Below are 17004 nucleotides of genomic sequence, written 5' to 3'. Positions count from 1 at the left end.
TGAAAGGAGTTTATTTCTATGGCAAACACGAAACTTGACCGTATCGAACGGGATATTGAGAAAACGAGGGCGAAAATCCTTGAATACCAAAAAAGGCTGAAAGACCTTGAAGCGCAGAAAATCGAGGAAGAAAACGCGCAGATCGTTCAAATGGTGAAAGCGGTACACCTCGACGGGGCGCAGCTTGCCGCGTTCCTCTCCGCTTACGCCAGCGGCGAAATTGCCTTGCCGCAGCCGGACGCAGACTATACCGACGAACAGGAGGAAACCGAAGATGAAGCATAAAAAACTGTTTCGCAGCGTTACAGCTTTGCTTGCCGCCCTTGTACTCATGGGCGGCTTTTCTGTTACCGCTTTTGCGGGCGGCGGTGATGTGAGCGACGAGCCGCCTACCCCCGTAACCGAAACCGAGCCGGAAGAAACGACGGGCGGCTATGAGCCGCAGCCCTTAACGCCGGAGGGCAACATGAGCCTTGTGGACGACATAACGGGCGAAGCGTCCGGCGATAAACAATTTATTACCGTCGTTACGAAAAACGGAAACTATTTTTACATCATCATTGACCGCGCCGAGGACGGAGAAAACACCGTCCATTTCCTCAATCAAGTTGATGAAAAAGACCTTTTGCAGCTTATGGAGGACGAACAGACCGAAACCCCCGCTTGTAGCTGTACTGAAAAATGCGTTGCCGGAAGCGTCAACACCGATTGCCCCGTTTGCAGCGTCAACATGAGCGAGTGCGCGGGCAAGGAAGCCGAGCCGGAGCCGGAAGAAACCGAGCAGCCGGAGCCGGAGGAAGATAAAGGCGGCGGCATGGGCGGTGCTATTCTGCTTGTCGTGCTGCTTGTTGCCGCAGCGGGCGGCGGCGCGTTCTACTACTTTAAGATTTTGAAGTCCAAAAAGGACGCGGCGAAAGGCAGCAACAACCTTGACGACCTTGATTTTGACGAGGACGACGAGGAAACGGAAGAAGTCGAAACCGAACAGACCGAGCAGGAGGACGAAAATCTATGAAATTGGTAATTGCAGAAAAACCGAGCGTCGGGGCGGCGATTGCCGCCGTTATTGGCGCAAATGAAAAGTGCAGCGGATATTATGAGGGCGGCGGCTACCTTGTGTCGTGGTGTGTCGGGCATTTGATTAGCCTTGCAGACGCGGCGACCTACAACGAGCAGTACCGTAAATGGAAGTACGACGATCTCCCCATTGTCCCGCAGGAGTGGCGGTTTATCGTTGCCAGCGGCAAGGAGCAGCAGTTTTCTATTCTCAAAGACCTTATGCACCGCAGCGACGTTACCGAGATTGTCAATGCGTGCGACAGCGGGCGCGAGGGAGAACTCATTTTCCGTTTTGTCTATGACCAGGCGAATTGCAAAAAGCCCTTTTCCCGCCTTTGGATTAGCAGCATGGAAGAAAGCGCAATCCGCGAGGGCTTTTCAAACCTCAAAGACGGGCGCGGTTATGACAACCTGTATCAATCCGCGCTTTGCAGAGCAAAGGCCGATTGGCTCATTGGCATTAACGCGACCCGCCTTTTCTCTATCCTCTACCATAAAACATTGAATGTCGGCAGAGTGCAAACGCCCACCCTTGCAATGCTGGTAAACCGCGACTATGCAATCAGCAGCTTTAAGAAAGAGAAATATCATGTCGTCCGGCTGGACGTTGGCGGCGTTGCCGCCCTTTCCGAAAGGCAGGACGACGAAGCGGCGGCGCGGCAGATGAAAGCGGCTTGCGAGAAATCGCAGGCCGTTTGCACTTCTCTTAAAAAAGAGAAAAAGACCGCAGCCCCGCCGAAACTGTTTGACCTTACTTCTTTGCAGCGGGAAGCAAACCGCCTATTTGGATTTACGGCGAAACAGACCCTTGACTATGCGCAAGCCCTCTATGAAAAACGGCTTTTGACCTATCCCCGCACCGACAGTAAATATATCACTTCCGATATGGAGGGCAGCACAAAGGAACTCATTACCGGGCTTTGTTCGCTGCTTCCCTTTATGCGGGACGTGAAGCTGCAAGCAGACCTTACAAGGGTTTGCGACAACAGCAAAGTAACCGACCACCACGCTATTTTGCCGACAGCCGAGTTTTTGAAAACGGGCTTTTCTTCCCTTACCGACAGCGAAACAAAACTTATGACCCTTGTATGCGCGAAGCTGCTTTGCGCCGCAGCCGCGCCCTATGAATATGAAGCGGTTACGGCGGTTATCTCTTGCGGCGGTTATACCTTTACCGCAAAGGGAAAGACGACGCTTTGCGAGGGGTGGCGTGAGATTGAAAAGCTGTCCCGCGCCGCGTCCGAGGAACAGGACGAGGACGCAGAGCCGGAAACCGTTTTGCCGCCGCTTGCCGAGGGGCAGACCTTTGACAATCCGGCAGCGGAGATCTCCGAGTGTTACACGCAGCCCCCGAAAGCATATACCGAAGATACGCTTCTGTCCGCTATGGAGAACGCGGGCAAGGAAGAAACGCCGGAGGACGCAGAGCGCAAAGGGTTAGGCACTACCGCAACGCGGGCGGGTATCATTGAAAAACTCATTAGTGCGGGCTTTGCCGAGCGCAAGGGCAAAAAGCTAATCCCCACAAAGGACGGGTATAACCTTGCCGCTATCCTGCCCGAAGTCCTTACGTCCCCGCAGCTTACGGCAGAATGGGAAACCCGCCTTACCGGGATTGCCAAAGGCAGCGACAGCCCGGACGATTTCATGCGCAGCATTGAGGAAATGACAGCGGGGCTTGTCAAAACCTATTCCGCGATTTCCGAAGATAAAGCGAAGCTGTTTACCCCGCAGCGGGAAGCAATCGGCACTTGCCCCCGTTGCGGCGCGACGGTTTACGAGGGCAAGAAAAACTACTACTGTTCCGACAGGGCTTGCAGCTTTGTCATGTGGAAAAATGACTTGTTCTTTCAGCAGCGCAAAAAGACTTTCACAAAGGCGATTGCCGCCGCCCTTTTGAAAGACGGAAAGGTAAAAATCAAGGGTATGTACTCCACCAAAACGGGAAAGACCTTTGACGGGGTTGTGCTGCTTGCCGACACAGGCGGCAAGTATGTAAACTTCCGCGTCGAGCAGAACCGAAAATGATTAGGCTTGATGAAAAGCAGTATCGAGCCGTTAAGAAAATGACCCGCGCCGCGTGCGCCAACAACGATTGCGGGAACTGTCTGCTATTGGACGACGGGGAAACTTGCGTGTGTGTGCAGAGTATCAGCTATTCGCTGTTATGCCGTTATTTCCGCGAAGCGGTTTTACCCGCAGACAGGCAGCTTTGCGAACAGATCACCCGCAGCGGGGAAACCGATTTGAAGCGTTGCGCGGTATGCGGCAGCACGTTTGCGGCGGGCAGCAATCGGGCGAAATACTGTCCCGATTGTGCGGCAAAGATACGCCGCAGGCAGAAAGCGGAAAGTGAGAGAAACAGGCGTTTACGGATAAAAACAACTACATAGCAAGCACAGCAAACGAGTACCCGTTTGCGAGAAATGCCCGCGCTGCTCTTGGAACGGCGCGGGCATTTTGCTTGTTGGGATAGTCCCAAACCCTTATATGACCGAGAAAGGACGTGATGAAACAATATGCCGTACACCTCATACGACCATGACAAATTAGAAGCCGCCGAAACCATGCGGATAGAACGCCGGATATATTTTGAAGCAAAGGACGGAGATATTGCCCCTTATGCTTCCTTGCCGATTGCGCAGCTACTTTCCATGCGCAGCGAAAGCGCGGCGGCAGAACAGGCGATTTTTGACAGCTTAAAGGAGCAAGCCGCCGCATGGGAAGAACAGGCGGGGAAAACGCTTTTGCTGGATAAAGCACTTGAATATGTGAGAACGCCGCACGTCCAGCACACCGCTAATGAGTGGCAGAAAAATGAATATGACCGATATACCCGCAGCAACCGGGTATATCAGATGAATTACTACATTTACGAGAATACCCGCTATGACAAAGAAGCGCAGAAATCTATCCCGTATTCATGGACGCTTACATGGAGCGTGCGCACCAACAGCCCAAGCAGAACCCAAGCGAAGATTGCCGGACAAGATAGAAAGGTTTTCACCGATAAGGCGGCTATGGAAAAGTATCTGAATGGGCGTATCAAAGCGTATGACCGCTTGTTTACGGAAATCTCCCCGCCTATCCCGCAGGAGTACGCCGACTATTTCAAAGTAAACGGTATGCTCATGCCGGACTACACCATAGAGGGCGAAGAACCCCCGCAGCAGCAACAGGCGGCAGCTATCCCCGAAAATACCGGGCAGGAAAAGGAGCGTGAACACATGAGCGAACAGTTTTCTATTATGATAGGCAACCGCAGCCGCTTTGAAGCGGGCGACCCAAGCGGCTATTGGCTGGATATGCCTGCCACAAAGGAGCAGTTACACGAAGCTATGCGGAACGTAGGCATTACCGCAGACAACCCGCAGGATTTTTCCATTCGCGGCTATTCCGACGACCCGGAGAAACATATTGCTTTGCCTTATGAAATGGTATGCGCCGCCGACGTGGACGAACTCAATTTTCTTGCGGCGCAGCTCGAACAGCTTGACCCCGCCGAGGTTGGCAAGCTGAACGCAGCTTTGCAGCAGAAAAACGGGCTTGCAAATATCGGACAGGTAATTGACTTCACCTACAACGTGGATTTTTACGTCCATATCCCCGAAGTACATACCTACCGCGATTTGGGCGACTATTACTTATATCAATCCGGCATGGTACAAATGCCCGAAGAATGGAAAGGCGGCATTGACCTTACTACTTTCGGCAGGAACGCCGCCGCGCAGGAAAAAGGCGCGTTTACCGAATACGGCTATATCGTGGAAAGCGGCGACGAGTGGGAACGGCAGTTTGAGGGGCGCGAAGTGCCGGAGGAATACCGCATTATGAGTTACCCGCAGCGGTCGCGCGGCGAACAGGACAAAGCCTATATGGACGCAGCCGAAACGCAGCAAGCAGCCGTACAGGCCGCAGAGCCGCAGCAGCCCCGCCCCGTCGTCCCCATTATCCTTACTTCCGAAAAGCCCGCCGAAAAGGTAAAGGAGATCACCGCCCGTTTGGAACAGGGCGTACAAGCGATTTTTGACAGCGACCGCTACAAAGAGTTTCTAACCGCTATGTCGAAGTTCCATGATTATAGTTTGAATAACACTATCCTAATTGCTATGCAGGGCGGCAATTTAGTAATGGGCTTCCGTCAATGGGAAAAGGAGTTTGACCGCCATGTAAAGAAAGGCGAGAAAGGCATTAAAATCTTTGCCCCCGCACCCTACAAGGTGAAAAAGCTGGTTGATAAAATCGACCCCGAAACGAGAAAGCCCATGCTTGACCGCGAGGGAAAAGTGGTAAAGGAAGAAACGGAAATCACCGTCCCCGCCTTTAAGGTTATAACCGTCTTTGATATTTCGCAGACCGAGGGCAAGGAGTTTCCCGACCTTTCCGTTAAACCGCTGCTTGCCGATGTGGAGCAGTACGAGGATTTTTTCGCCGCCCTTGAAAAAGCGTCCCCCGTCCCGATTACTTTTGAACAGATTACAAACGGCGCAAACGGGTATTTCAGTCTAACCGACAAGCGCATTGCAATCAAAGAGGGCGTGAGTGAATTACAGGCGGTAAAGACCGCCATTCACGAAATCGCCCATGCGAAGCTGCACGACGTGGACTTGAACGCCCCGCCGGAAGAACAAAACCGCGTTGACCGCCATACCCGCGAGGTAGAAGCGGAAAGCGTCGCTTACACCGTCTGCCAGCACTTTGGGCTTGATACGTCCGATTATTCTTTCGGCTATGTGGCGGGTTGGAGCAGCGGCAAGGAAATGACCGAGTTAAAAGCGTCCCTTGAAACGATACAGGCCACCGCAAAGGAACTCATTACCGAGATTGAGGGGCATTTTACCGAGTTGCAGCAGCAACGGCAAGCCGAGCAGGAACAGCAAACCCCCGTATTTGACAAGCTGCCGCCCGAACAGCAGCAAGCCTTGTCCGACACCGTAAAAAACACCTTGCAAATGCTGGTTGACGCAGATAAGCGGATTTATGGCGACGTTACAGGCAAGACCCTTGAAGCAATCGCGGCGCAAGGATATTCCTACAAGGACGGGCAGCTTGAAAAGCAGCAGCCGGAAGCGACCCCCGAAAGCCTTTTGACGGGTGAAACCGTTAGAACGCCGAGGGGCAATTTTCATATTACCGATATGAGCCGGGAACAGATCGAAGCGTCGGGCTTTGGTTTTCACCATGCGTCGGAGGACGGGAAGTATCTCATTATGGGGAACGGCACACAGGCTTACGCCATAGCCGCCGAGCAGCCGCAGCGGGATAATCCCTTAAAGCACGTCGAGGACACCATAGAGCAGAACGACAACAATTTTGACGGGATTATCAATAACACGCCGCAAACGCCCACCGTCGCAGATTTGGAGCAGCGGGCAAAGGCGGGCGAAGCAATTTCCGTTACCGACCTTGCGAAAGCGGTAAAAGCCGAGAAACGGGAGCAGCCGCAGAAAAAGCCCTCTATTCTGAAAAAGCTGGACGAGTATAAGAAACAGGCGGCGCAGCAGCCGAAAGATAAACAGAAAGAGCATAAAAAGGATTTGGAGGTTTGATAGCATGAATATCTGCTTTACCATAGAGGAAGAAAACATTGTTGCGATCTACGCCGAGGACAGCCGAGAAACAACGCTTGAAAATATCCTTGCCGCCATGCCCTACATGGACGAGGATATGCGTCAGCTTGCCGCCGCAACGGTAAACAAGCTGCAAGCCATGACGGACAGCGAGTTTTCTGAACGGGAGTTTATCTTGACCGACGAGGAATAGTCCATAGAAAACAGGGGCGCGGTTGCCGATTTCCGGCGCCGCGCCCCTGTTCTTTTTTGTCCTTGCGTGGACAATTAGAAAGCCGTTTTTGCGGGTTTGAATATAAAGTATCGTCTACGCCGTTTCCCCGCGCTGGAAGCCGCAGAAATACAGGCGTTTTCAGCCCTTAACATTCCACTTGTTACCCTTGCTTTTCTAAATTAACCGAGCAACAATTTTGAATTTGCATGGGTGATAGTAAAACCCATTTTCTTTAATCCATGTCTTTTCATATTTCTTGGTAGAATGAAACAGTTGGATATGGTATAATAAAAAAGCACATTGTGCTTTTTAGAACTCTAAATTCAATAAATGAGGTGCAAAGGAATGAGGAAACTTCTATGTGCCATTTCGATGGCAGCTTTATTGGTAAGTATGACGGCCTGCAATTCATCGCAGGATAATTTTACGCCTGATTATGAATCGGCGATAGGGGCAATTTTTATAAACAATGAGCAAGAGTTGCCGGAAAATACAAAGGTCTATGCGGATTTTGCAGATAATAGCTACTCATTTGATTTGGACGCTGCTTGCGTATATTATTTCTCTGCCAGTGCAGATGTTGCTTATGCTGGAGATCAGAACTTTACCAGTATGACGTTTGGGGCAAACTTGGACAATGATTCCGTGGGTGCTGAAGGCGCGATAGCATATCTTCCGCAAGAGGAATCCGAAAACTCTGTTACAGCTTACTATCTGTATCATGATGAAGAAGGGGTATATTTTGATACAGAAACTTATTTTGACCGCATGGAAATCACTGATCAATGTGCCATGACAGGAATTGATTATTCCTGCCAAGTTACATTTGAAATTCAACAACCGACAACATCTTTTTCCATGATATATTATGATGAAAACCATTCGGAAATCTCCAAAACAGATTACACCCCAGAGGAAGTTACTGACTATCAAACCTTTGAATTAGGGAGTGAAGTTGGTTCGGTGGAAATCATTTGTTATGACGCTAATGGTTCAGAATTAGAAACAATGACAATTACTCCGGATAATCCCAGTACGGTGATTTGTTTTGATGATGGAGGGCAGATTCTTGCCAGCCGGTATCTCCGCTTTACTTGGGAAAAGTAATCTTGAGTTATCAAGCAGTACCAGTAAGGACAGCCGAGTAAATCGACTGTCCTTTTTATTTATGTTTGGTTTATCGCTCCTGCTCCCGCGCCTTGCTTTGGGACGGGTAAAGAATACTATCGACGTTCTTTTTGACAATGCCGTACTCCTGCATTTGCTTTTTCGCTTGGCGGTAATCCTCATACAATTTGCTTTTCCTGTCGTTTAAGCTGCTATACTCCTTGCGCAGCGCGGCGAGATCGGGCAGCTTCTTTATCTGCATTTCCCGGAGTGCCTTTGCCGCAGCTTCAAACAGGATAATTTCGCTTTCATGCCCCCGCAGATACTTTTCCTTGTCCCGCGACTTCTTGTATTCCTCGTAAATCGGTTTTAACTGTCGGTATGTGGTGGTGTGCTTGATAAGCAGCGACAAATCAGACATACGCTGTTCTACCTCTTTAACCGCCCTTGCCGCCGCGTCATGGGCGGTCATAATATCCGCAATTTTGCTTTCAAGGTCGCTGTAATACTCAATCTTGTTTTCGGTTAGGAAGTTCATGCTTTTAGCAGCCTGTTTCAGATTATGGATTTTCGCCCACCGTTCATAGCCCGCCGACTGTTGGGCTTTGATACTGTTTTCAAGATCGACGACAAGCCGGATTTTCTTATCTTCCCGCAGCGTTTTTGTTTTGGCAACATACACGCCCTTGATACGCTCCTTTATCGCTTCTTCCGTATAGGCCGCGCCGAGCGTCTTTGTGCGGGTAAACCGTTCCTGTCCGGCAGCGCGAAAGGAAATGTATTTGCCCTGTTTGATTTCATACCCCATTTCCTGCAAGCGGCGCAGCAGTTCGTCAAAATCTTTCACTTGGGGAATGAGAGTATCTATCGCCGTTTTCAGCTTTGCTTTGTAGCTTGTCCCTTGCTTTTCGGCGGTGTATTCTGCATAGCTTTTTCCCTTGTCCTGTCCCGGTACGACGACGGATAGCCCATGCTCTTTACATATCCTGTCGCTGGTGCGCCGGATAAAGTGATAGCTTTGCTTGTTGGAATGGTACTTTTTGTAGTCAACGAAGCTAACCGCGTTGAAAATCAAGTGATTATGCAGATGGTCTTTATCGACGTGAGTTGTCAAAACAAACTCATACTTGCCGCCTAATACCGCCCCGGCAAGTTCCATGCCGATTTTGTGCGCTTCTTCCGGTGTGGTTTCTCCCACCGCAAAGGATTGTATCAAGTGCCGCCCTAAATGTGTGCCGCGATCTCCGGCAGCTTCCCGCGTCCATGCAAACTCAATATCGGCGGTTTCCAGCCCGCAGCCGAAAGAGGACGCAAGCAGCTTCCCGTCTGTCTTTTCGGGATTTAAGATATAGTCTATCGCAGCCTTTAAGGTTGATTTAATAGGGTGCGTCTTTGTAACCGCCATATCTCGTCCACCGCCTTTTTAATGTCCTCTATATCCTGCCTGTAAACCGTCCCCGTCGCATTGGCGCGTTTTGCAATTTGGTTGATGTTCCGGCTCACCGCTTGCAGTTCCCGGATATATGCTTTTGTGTCGCTTCGGTCAACGACAAGAATATACCCGTCTATCGCCATTTTACGGAAGTATGCCCCATACTGCTTTATGGGAAGCTGCTTCATCTTCTCGTCGATCAGCCGCTTTTCTTCTTCCGTAACGTAAAACTTCATCTGTATATTTCTCTTTCGGTTTTCCATTTCCGCACCGCCTTTCGGTATAAGGGTTTGGGATTATCCCAACAAGCATTTTCCGCAAACGGGTACTCGTTTGCTGTGCTTGCTATCTACTCCATACCCCCACCGAAAGGCGGTATTTGTTGCGCGTTCCTTTGATTTTGGACGCAAAAAAAGATTGCAGCCGCCATGCGCTGCAATCTCCCGATTTCTCATATTGTGAGGTTAATCCTCTGCTTTTTCGACTTCCGTTATCTCCCTTGCTGTTGCGGTTACAATCCGTATGCCTTTATCGCTCATACCGTCCAGCAGCGCGTCAAGCTGCCGCCGCCCGGTGGATTTCTCCGCATTGCTGTTCGGGAAGAAAAATTGATCTACCGAAATATGATACCGGGTTACAAGGTCATAGAATACCTGTAAACTCGGCTGTTGTCCCTTGTTCTCGATATTCGCAAGGTAGCGCGGGGAAATATATAACTCGTCGCTTACCTTTTTGCGGCTCTCGCCGTATTCATTTCTCGCGGCTTTTATAGCTGCCCCGAAAGCCTTAAAGTCGTACAATGGTACGGGTCTTTTTGCCATTTTCATTCACCCTGTTACATTTTACAGTTCACCTTTCTTTTTGGATATGTCCACACAATTCATATCATTAGGTTAAATACTTCCTGTTGTGTATTGACAGTAGACTGATTTTCTGATAAAATAAAATTTATGTAAAAGGAGGCGGCGTTTATGTTGCATAGCATGCGTATTAGATAAGCATTGAAAAAAAGGATTTTCCCATTTTCAACATGGGCTTTTTTGTCATGCTTATTTTGCGGATGCTATACAAAAAACTAACGACGTATAGATATAGTATAGACATAGTGCAAGCTATGCCTTAGTTTTGTTGTACTGCTCTGTGCATTATAAATGCAGGTCAATGCTCATGTTGAGGATTGACCTGCATTTTTTTGTGTAAAAAGGACGAGTGAAATATAATGCTTAAAAAATATTGGATAAAATGTCCGATTTGTAACGGAAAGACGAGAGTTCAAGTATTTCATAATACTGTATTAAAAGATTTTCCTCTTTTCTGCCCTAAATGCAAATTGACGCATATCATTGATGTAGAAAAATTAGAGATTGTAATCAAAAATACAGAAAAACAAACTTTTATTATTTAGAAGAAAGGATATAAAAATGAAACGTTTACCTAAATATACGCCTGCGGAAGTACGGAATGATCCATACGGATTTACTTACAAAGAAATGTCGGAAGTTATTGGCGAGAATGAAGCAAAAGCCTTATATGAAGAATTATATAAGCAATTACCACGCAAAAAAAATCTATCAATGTTGGTAAAAAATATTTGCAAAAGCAGTGATACTGAAAAGTATGTTTACGAACTGAAAGACAACAAATACATTGAAACGGTTTTTATCAAGCGGCGAGATGGTGGAACTGTTTGCGTGAGCACACAAGTCGGTTGTCCTGTTGGTTGTATTTTTTGTGAGTCCGGGCGAAATGGCTTTGTTCGTAATCTAACATCGTCAGAAATCGTACAACAGATTATATTGTTGCGTCGAAAAGTAAACCGTATCGTTTTTATGGGTATGGGAGAGCCTTTATTCAATTATGACAACTTGATAAAAGCAATCCATATTCTCCGAGATAGATATGGGCTCAACTTTCCAACCGACGGCATTACCATATCAACAGTTGGTCCGGTCGATCAATTAAAAAAATTGCGCGAGGAACATCTTAAAATTCAGTTGACAATATCTTTACACGCAGCAACACAATCTGCAAGAAATCGTATTATTCCTCACATGCGCATATATGCTATTGAAGATGTTGTTAAGCAAGCCTTATCCTATTCTGAAAGGCATAATCGCAAAATTGTCTTTGCGTATTTGCTTTTACCGGGTATAAATGACCGGCCCTCAGATGTAAGACAACTTGCAAAATGGTTTCGGGGCAAAAAAGTTATGATTAACGTGTTACAATACAACCCAACAAGCAATTCAAGAATTAAAGCACCACAGAAACGGGAAATAGTTGCATTCAAACATCAATTAGAGCAAGCAGGACTTGAAGTTACTATGAGAGTTTCTCATGGCAGAGAGATTAACGCGGCTTGTGGACAGTTAGCTAACACATATAATAAATTCAAAAAAAAATGATTAAAAGTGCCAGACGCATAGACGCAGAGCCGATAACGCATTAGGTCAAAAAACCTATGTGTTATCGGCTTTTTTATTTAATATTGCGCAAAAGCCGCTGTTCCCTATTATAGAATGGATTGCGGGTAGTGTATTAAAGTCGCCCTTTTTTAAGGATACGGCGGTATCGGGGAGGTATCGCCGTGTCCATTTTTATTTACTGTAACCCGCCTAATGCTTTGCGGTCAAAAAAAGCTATGCTCCGCAAGCGGGATATTCCGGCTATGAATGTGAACTGTCAATACATTTAGCTACTGCTTACATTTCCTTTGCGCCCGTCCGCGTCTTGCGGACGGGCGCATTTTGCTTTTTTCAACTTTTTTCTGAAAAGCGCACTCAAGAGCCATCTCCCGAACGGGTACGGAGCGAAAGGGGCAGAGAGGACAAGCCCTTAACTCCCGTCCTCTACTCCACGCGGGAAGGAGGTGAACTCTATGGAGCTATCTTCTTCCGACAAGGAAAGAATACAACATCAGTACGACGCATTAGCAAAGAAAACTTTGGTCGGCGAAGCGAAAAGCCACCGCCGCACTCTTGCGAAACGCGCAGCACGCGAAGTTACTTTTTCGGATTTGAGCGAAAGCGAACTCGCGCAGCTTTTCACAACGGACGAATACGAAAGCGATTATTTCCGTTTTCAAGTGTCCGGCTTTGATGTACTCGTCAAAAATGAACTGCTTGCCGAAGCCCTTAACGCTTTGCCCGAAAGGAAACGCGACATTATCCTTTTGTCCTACTTCTTGGATATGAGCGACGCGGAAATTGGCGAACTGCTGAATGTTGTACGCACGACGGTTTTCCGGCACAGGAAATCCGCGCTTGCGAAAATCAAACAGTATTTGGAGGGAAAAGCAGATGATGAATACCGTTAGGAAATCTGAAAATCTGTTGCCGTTCCCTGTCATTTCCGCAGCGGCAAACGGCGACACAACCGCCATGTGCGCGATCTTGAAGCATTACGAGGGTTACATAGCGAAACTTTGTACCCGCACGCTGAAAGACGACGCGGGCAATACCTATTCCTATGTGGACGAGGAAATGCGTAACAGGCTGCAAGTGCGCCTTATTACCCGCACCCTTGCTTTTCATGTAGGATAATCTTTTAGCCCATGCGGGGAGCGTGTCCCCTTTCCACGATTCCCGTTATGGGCTATTTGTCGTTCCGCAAAAGCATATCCGCTGTTGATGTGCTTTTGCAGGCCGACAAAGCCTATTGTAACTTGACAAAGAAAGCGACCTTTGGTGCGCAGCATAACAGGCAACGGGTACATTCCGTCTGTATCGAGCCAGTCGGCGGGTACGCCATGACAGCTTTTCCCCTACGGGGAAAAGTCGAGCGACAACTACCGCGCCGTAAAACAGGTTTAGCAGCTTGTGGGCGACGACATACAAGGCGGCACAATGATACTCCCGCGTTGAACACCCTCAAAGTATTGCGCGGCGCACCCATAAGCATGGGCCGGGGTGAAACTCCCGTGAGGTTGCAGCTAACAACCGCCCGTTTCAGCCTTATTTCTCATATCGTACAAGCCGGAGCGCATATTCTGTACTATGCCGCTAACCGGGAGGGAAAGAAGATGATTACCAAGTTACAACTTCAACAAATGAGAAATGTTGATATTACACAGGTTGACCGCAGCACTTTGGTTGATATTCGTAATATCCATATTGACAGTTCTTTGCCAGCAGCAAAGAAAATGCAAAGCTACTTTGAGCAGATTGTAAATCCATACTGTTTTCTTTGTGGTGATACACCCGTAAGAATACGGTTTGTCGCAGAGGATAGAACGCTAAAGCAATCATTGTGTGATTACTTTTTAAGTCTGAAATAACCGCCGACTTTCCCTAACTCTACGGGTAAAGACCTTGTGATTACGGGGCGAAAATGGTATAATTAACTCGTAATTATAGGGGGAAAGGAGGTATAATGCCCCGCATACGCAAAGACAAAATGGCACGCAGTTATGCAGAGCCGTTTTGGAAAATTGGGCTATACATTCGACTATCCAGAGAGGACGACAACGAGGACGAAAGCGAGAGTGTTATCAACCAAGAAAAGATACTCCGCGACTTTGTAGACAGCTATTTTGAGCCGGGAACCTATGTGATTGTAGACGTGTTTGCCGACGACGGATTGACAGGCACCGACACAGCGCGACCAAACTTCAAACGGCTTGAGGGCTGCATTGTCCGCAAAGAAGTAAACTGCATGATTATCAAATCCCTTGCACGCGGTTTCCGCAACCTTGCCGATCAACAAAAGTTTTTGGAGGAGTTCATACCCATTCACGGCGCAAGGTTTATTTGCACAGGCACGCCATTTATTGACACTTACGCTAACCCCCATTCTGCAAGCGGTCTTGAAGTACCTATTAGGGGAATGTTCAATGAGCAGTTTGCCGCGACCACTTCCGAAGAAATCCGCAAAACATTCAAGATGAAACGGGAGCGCGGCGAGTTCATAGGCGCGTTTGCCCCTTATGGCTACAAGAAAGACCCAAACGACAAAAACAGCTTGATTGTAGATGAAGAAGCAGCGGAAGTTGTCAAAAGCATTTACCATTGGTTTGTCAATGAGGGGTACAGTAAAATGGGGATTGCAAAGCGGCTTAACCAAATGGGAGAGCCGAACCCCGAAGCCTATAAGAAGAAAAAAGGCTTTAAGTATAACAACCCTAATTCCGACAAAAACGATGGTTTGTGGTCTGCCAGCACGATTGCAAGGATATTGCAAAATGAAGTTTATACGGGCGTAATGGTGCAAGGCCGTAACCGCGTAATAAGCTACAAAGTACACAAGCAGATCAACGTCCCCGAAGAAGAATGGTTTGTCGTCCCCAACACACACGAAGCGATTATTGACAGGGAAACATTCGAGAAAGCGCAAGCCCTACATAAGCGCGACACAAGGACAGCCCCCGGCAAACAGGAAGTCTATCTCATGTCCGGCTTTGTCCGTTGCGCGGATTGCAAAAAGGCCATGCGGCGCAAAACCGCCCGTGATATTGCCTACTACTCTTGCCGTAGCTACACCGATAAGAAGATTTGCAGCAAACATTCTATCCGGCAAGACAAGTTGGAAAACGCGGTATTGGCAGCGTTGCAAATGCAAATTGCCCTTGTAGATCGGCTTGCAGAAGAAATTGAACGGATTAACAACGCGCCTGTTATCAACCGGGAAAGCAAGAGATTATCCCATTCCTTGAAACAGGCAGAAAAGCAGCTAAAACAGTACAATGACGCTTCCGACAGCTTGTACCTTGATTGGAAAAGCGGTGAGATTACCAAAGAGGAATATCGCCGCTTGAAAGGCAAGATTGCAGAACAGATACAACAGCTTGAAGCGAACATCTCCTATCTGAAAGAGGAAATGCAGGTAATGGCTGATGGTATCGGAACCGACGACCCGTATCTAACCGCCTTTCTGAAATACAAAAACATTCAGAGCCTTAACCGCGGGATTATGGTTGAACTCGTAAAAGCGGTTTGGGTGCATGAGAACGGGGAAATAACGGTTGACTTCAATTTTGCCGACGAGTACCAGCGAATTATTGATTACATTGAGAATAACCACAACGTTATCCGAGTGATTGAGAACAAGGCAATCTAACGGCTTGCCTACTCAACACAAAGGAAAATCTAATGTTGTGCATAAATACACGGCTCTACTGGTCCTGCCGGCCCTGCCGGCGCAACTGGTGCCGCCGGAGCCACAGGCGCGGAAGGTCCTACCGGGCCCACTGGACCGGCTGGAGCAGCCCCCGCGCTGAACGCGCTCTACGCCACCAATGTGGGGTCCCAGACCCTGGCAACCACCGGCGATGACGCCAGCTTCGACACCAATCAGGTGGAGGAGGGAACCGCCGTCACCCATACCACGAGCACGGCCACCTTCACCCTGGGAGAAACCGGTATCTACCGGGTCTCTTACTCGGTGGTGGCGACCAATACAAGCTCTACCGGTACTGTGGGCGTGGAGCTGGAGAACAACTCTACCCCTGTCCCTGGGAGCGAGAGCCAGGCCACCATTTCCACTACCAATGATCTGGCCACTCTGGCGGCCAGTGTCCTGGTGAACGTCACCGGGACGGCTACCATTACCCTGACCTCCACAGAGAACAACGTGACTCTGACCGAGGCCGGGATCGTAATCCAGAAGCTGAACTGACCGAAAGACCCCAATGGGGCCTAAACAGGGCGGGCGGCACACCGTGCCGCCCGCCCTGTTCCTTATCTGAAAGAGGAGGGCGAGCGCCGTGAAAGTGGTGGTATATGCCATCTGTAAAAATGAGGCTCAATTCGTAGACCGCTGGATGGACTCTATGGGAGAGGCGGACCAGGTAGTGGTGCTGGACACCGGCTCCGAGGACGACACTGTGGAGCGGCTGCGAGCCAGGGGGGCTCTGGCTGAGGTAGAGGTCATCTCCCCCTGGAGGTTCGATGTGGCCCGCAACCGGTCCATGGAGCTGGTGCCGGAAGACGCGGATATCTGCGTATGTACAGATCTGGATGAGGTATTTCATCCCGGCTGGCGGGCCCGGTTGGAGGAGGCGTGGCTGCCAGAGGCGGGCCAGGCTACATACCGCTATACCTGGTCCTTTAACCCGGACGGCAGCGAGGGGGTTACCTTCTGGTATGAAAAGGCCCATGCACGCCACGGCTATCAGTGGGTTCATCCGGTGCATGAGGTGCTGAAGTGGATGGGGACTGGAAGGCCAGGCCCCACAGTGGTGGCGGAGGGAGTCCAGCTGGACCACCACCCCGACCCTTCAAAGTCTAGAGGGCAGTATCTTCCGCTGCTGGAGCTGTCGGTACAGGAGGACCCTGAGGATGACCGGAATGTCCACTATTTAGGCCGGGAATATATGTACAGGGGCCGCTGGGACGACTGCATCCGTACCCTGAAAAGGCATCTTACCATGCCGAGCGCCACCTGGCGGGATGAGAGGGCGGCCTCCATGCGGTACATCGCCAAGTCCTATCTGAACAAGGGGGAGCGGGTACAGGCCCGGGACTGGTACCTGAGGGCCATCGCTGAGGCACCCCATCTGCGGGAGCCCTATATGGACCTGGCGCTTGCCCTGTATGAGCAGGGGGAGTGGGACGGGGTGCTCTACTTTACTGGCTGCGCCCTGGCCATCACCTACCGGCCCAGGTCTTATATCTGTGAGGCTGCCT

Annotated in this window: 18 protein-coding genes; 15 read left to right on the top strand and 3 right to left on the bottom strand. The window is 49.3% G+C overall.

From position 1 onward, the window contains the following. Positions 1-18: 18 nt before the first annotated feature. The 7 genes from OCV64_RS09245 (at position 19) to OCV64_RS09215 (ending at position 7950) form a co-directional block, all read left to right on the top strand. On the top strand, positions 19-285 hold the full coding sequence (locus OCV64_RS09245; protein WP_003508256.1) for a DUF4315 family protein: 267 nt from the start codon (positions 19-21) through the stop codon (positions 283-285). After that, positions 275-1015, top strand: coding sequence for a DUF4366 domain-containing protein (locus tag OCV64_RS09240; protein ID WP_007860202.1), 741 nt, complete (start codon positions 275-277; stop codon positions 1013-1015). The genes OCV64_RS09245 and OCV64_RS09240 overlap by 11 nt, the downstream gene beginning before the upstream one ends. After that, positions 1012-3087 carry a type IA DNA topoisomerase gene (locus OCV64_RS09235; protein ID WP_007860201.1) on the top strand — a complete coding sequence of 692 codons (2076 nt, stop codon included), beginning with the start codon at positions 1012-1014 and terminating at the stop codon, positions 3085-3087. Before OCV64_RS09240 ends, OCV64_RS09235 begins: the two co-directional genes overlap by 4 nt. After that, positions 3084-3452, top strand: coding sequence for a cysteine-rich VLP domain-containing protein (locus tag OCV64_RS09230; protein WP_007860200.1), 369 nt, complete (start codon positions 3084-3086; stop codon positions 3450-3452). Before OCV64_RS09235 ends, OCV64_RS09230 begins: the two co-directional genes overlap by 4 nt. Before the next feature lie 126 nt (positions 3453-3578). Further along, complete coding sequence (locus OCV64_RS09225; protein ID WP_007860198.1) at positions 3579-6608, top strand: antirestriction protein ArdA; 3030 nt, start codon at positions 3579-3581, stop codon at positions 6606-6608. Positions 6609-6612: 4 nt separating this feature from the next. Then, positions 6613-6822 (top strand): transposon-transfer assisting family protein, encoded by a 210-nt coding sequence (locus OCV64_RS09220; RefSeq protein WP_007860197.1) that lies wholly within the window; start codon positions 6613-6615, stop codon positions 6820-6822. 366 nt (positions 6823-7188) lie between these two features. Further along, the gene (locus OCV64_RS09215; RefSeq protein WP_007860195.1) at positions 7189-7950 is read left to right on the top strand and encodes a hypothetical protein; all 762 of its coding nucleotides are present in this window, start codon (positions 7189-7191) and stop codon (positions 7948-7950) included. Between the two features lie 70 nt (positions 7951-8020). Here OCV64_RS09215 and OCV64_RS09210 read toward each other — a convergent pair whose 3' ends face one another. The 3 genes from OCV64_RS09210 to OCV64_RS09200 all read right to left on the bottom strand — a co-directional run bounded on the left by OCV64_RS09210 (position 8021) and on the right by OCV64_RS09200 (position 10203). Continuing rightward, a complete protein-coding gene (locus OCV64_RS09210; RefSeq protein ID WP_007860193.1) occupies positions 8021-9355 on the bottom strand; it encodes a relaxase/mobilization nuclease domain-containing protein in 1335 nt (444 codons plus the stop codon). Further along, complete coding sequence (locus tag OCV64_RS09205) at positions 9316-9645, bottom strand: plasmid mobilization protein (protein ID WP_002584958.1); 330 nt, start codon at positions 9643-9645, stop codon at positions 9316-9318. Before OCV64_RS09205 ends, OCV64_RS09210 begins: the two co-directional genes overlap by 40 nt. Before the next feature lie 201 nt (positions 9646-9846). Continuing rightward, complete coding sequence (locus OCV64_RS09200; protein ID WP_002584957.1) at positions 9847-10203, bottom strand: helix-turn-helix transcriptional regulator; 357 nt, start codon at positions 10201-10203, stop codon at positions 9847-9849. Positions 10204-10601: 398 nt separating this feature from the next. Here OCV64_RS09200 and OCV64_RS09195 point away from each other — a divergent pair, with 398 nt between their 5' ends. From OCV64_RS09195 to OCV64_RS09160, 8 genes are all read left to right on the top strand, one after another. Further along, a complete protein-coding gene (locus OCV64_RS09195; RefSeq protein WP_003431289.1) occupies positions 10602-10787 on the top strand; it encodes a cysteine-rich KTR domain-containing protein in 186 nt (61 codons plus the stop codon). A gap of 16 nt (positions 10788-10803) precedes the next feature. Continuing rightward, a complete protein-coding gene (rlmN, locus tag OCV64_RS09190) occupies positions 10804-11787 on the top strand; it encodes a 23S rRNA (adenine(2503)-C(2))-methyltransferase RlmN (protein ID WP_002584956.1) in 984 nt (327 codons plus the stop codon). Between the two features lie 473 nt (positions 11788-12260). After that, positions 12261-12698 (top strand): sigma-70 family RNA polymerase sigma factor, encoded by a 438-nt coding sequence (locus OCV64_RS09185; protein WP_002604474.1) that lies wholly within the window; start codon positions 12261-12263, stop codon positions 12696-12698. Then, on the top strand, positions 12682-12924 hold the full coding sequence (locus OCV64_RS09180; RefSeq protein WP_002604473.1) for a helix-turn-helix domain-containing protein: 243 nt from the start codon (positions 12682-12684) through the stop codon (positions 12922-12924). Before OCV64_RS09185 ends, OCV64_RS09180 begins: the two co-directional genes overlap by 17 nt. 47 nt (positions 12925-12971) lie before the next feature. Further along, the gene (locus OCV64_RS09175) at positions 12972-13658 is read left to right on the top strand and encodes a DUF6870 family protein (RefSeq protein ID WP_205123935.1); all 687 of its coding nucleotides are present in this window, start codon (positions 12972-12974) and stop codon (positions 13656-13658) included. Between the two features lie 95 nt (positions 13659-13753). Next, complete coding sequence (locus OCV64_RS09170; RefSeq protein WP_007860184.1) at positions 13754-15436, top strand: recombinase family protein; 1683 nt, start codon at positions 13754-13756, stop codon at positions 15434-15436. Between the two features lie 180 nt (positions 15437-15616). Then, a complete protein-coding gene (locus OCV64_RS09165; RefSeq protein ID WP_262669852.1) occupies positions 15617-15994 on the top strand; it encodes a BclA C-terminal domain-containing protein in 378 nt (125 codons plus the stop codon). An 88-nt stretch (positions 15995-16082) separates the two neighbouring features. Next, on the top strand, positions 16083-17004 hold a 922-nt coding region (locus tag OCV64_RS09160), incomplete at its 3' end, for a glycosyl transferase family 2 (protein WP_262669851.1).

Origin of the sequence: Muriventricola aceti (assembly GCF_025567565.1) — a bacterium.
Taxonomy (GTDB): Bacteria; Bacillota; Clostridia; order Oscillospirales; family Oscillospiraceae; genus Lawsonibacter; species Lawsonibacter aceti.
This window is presented reverse-complemented; position numbering and strand designations above follow the sequence as displayed.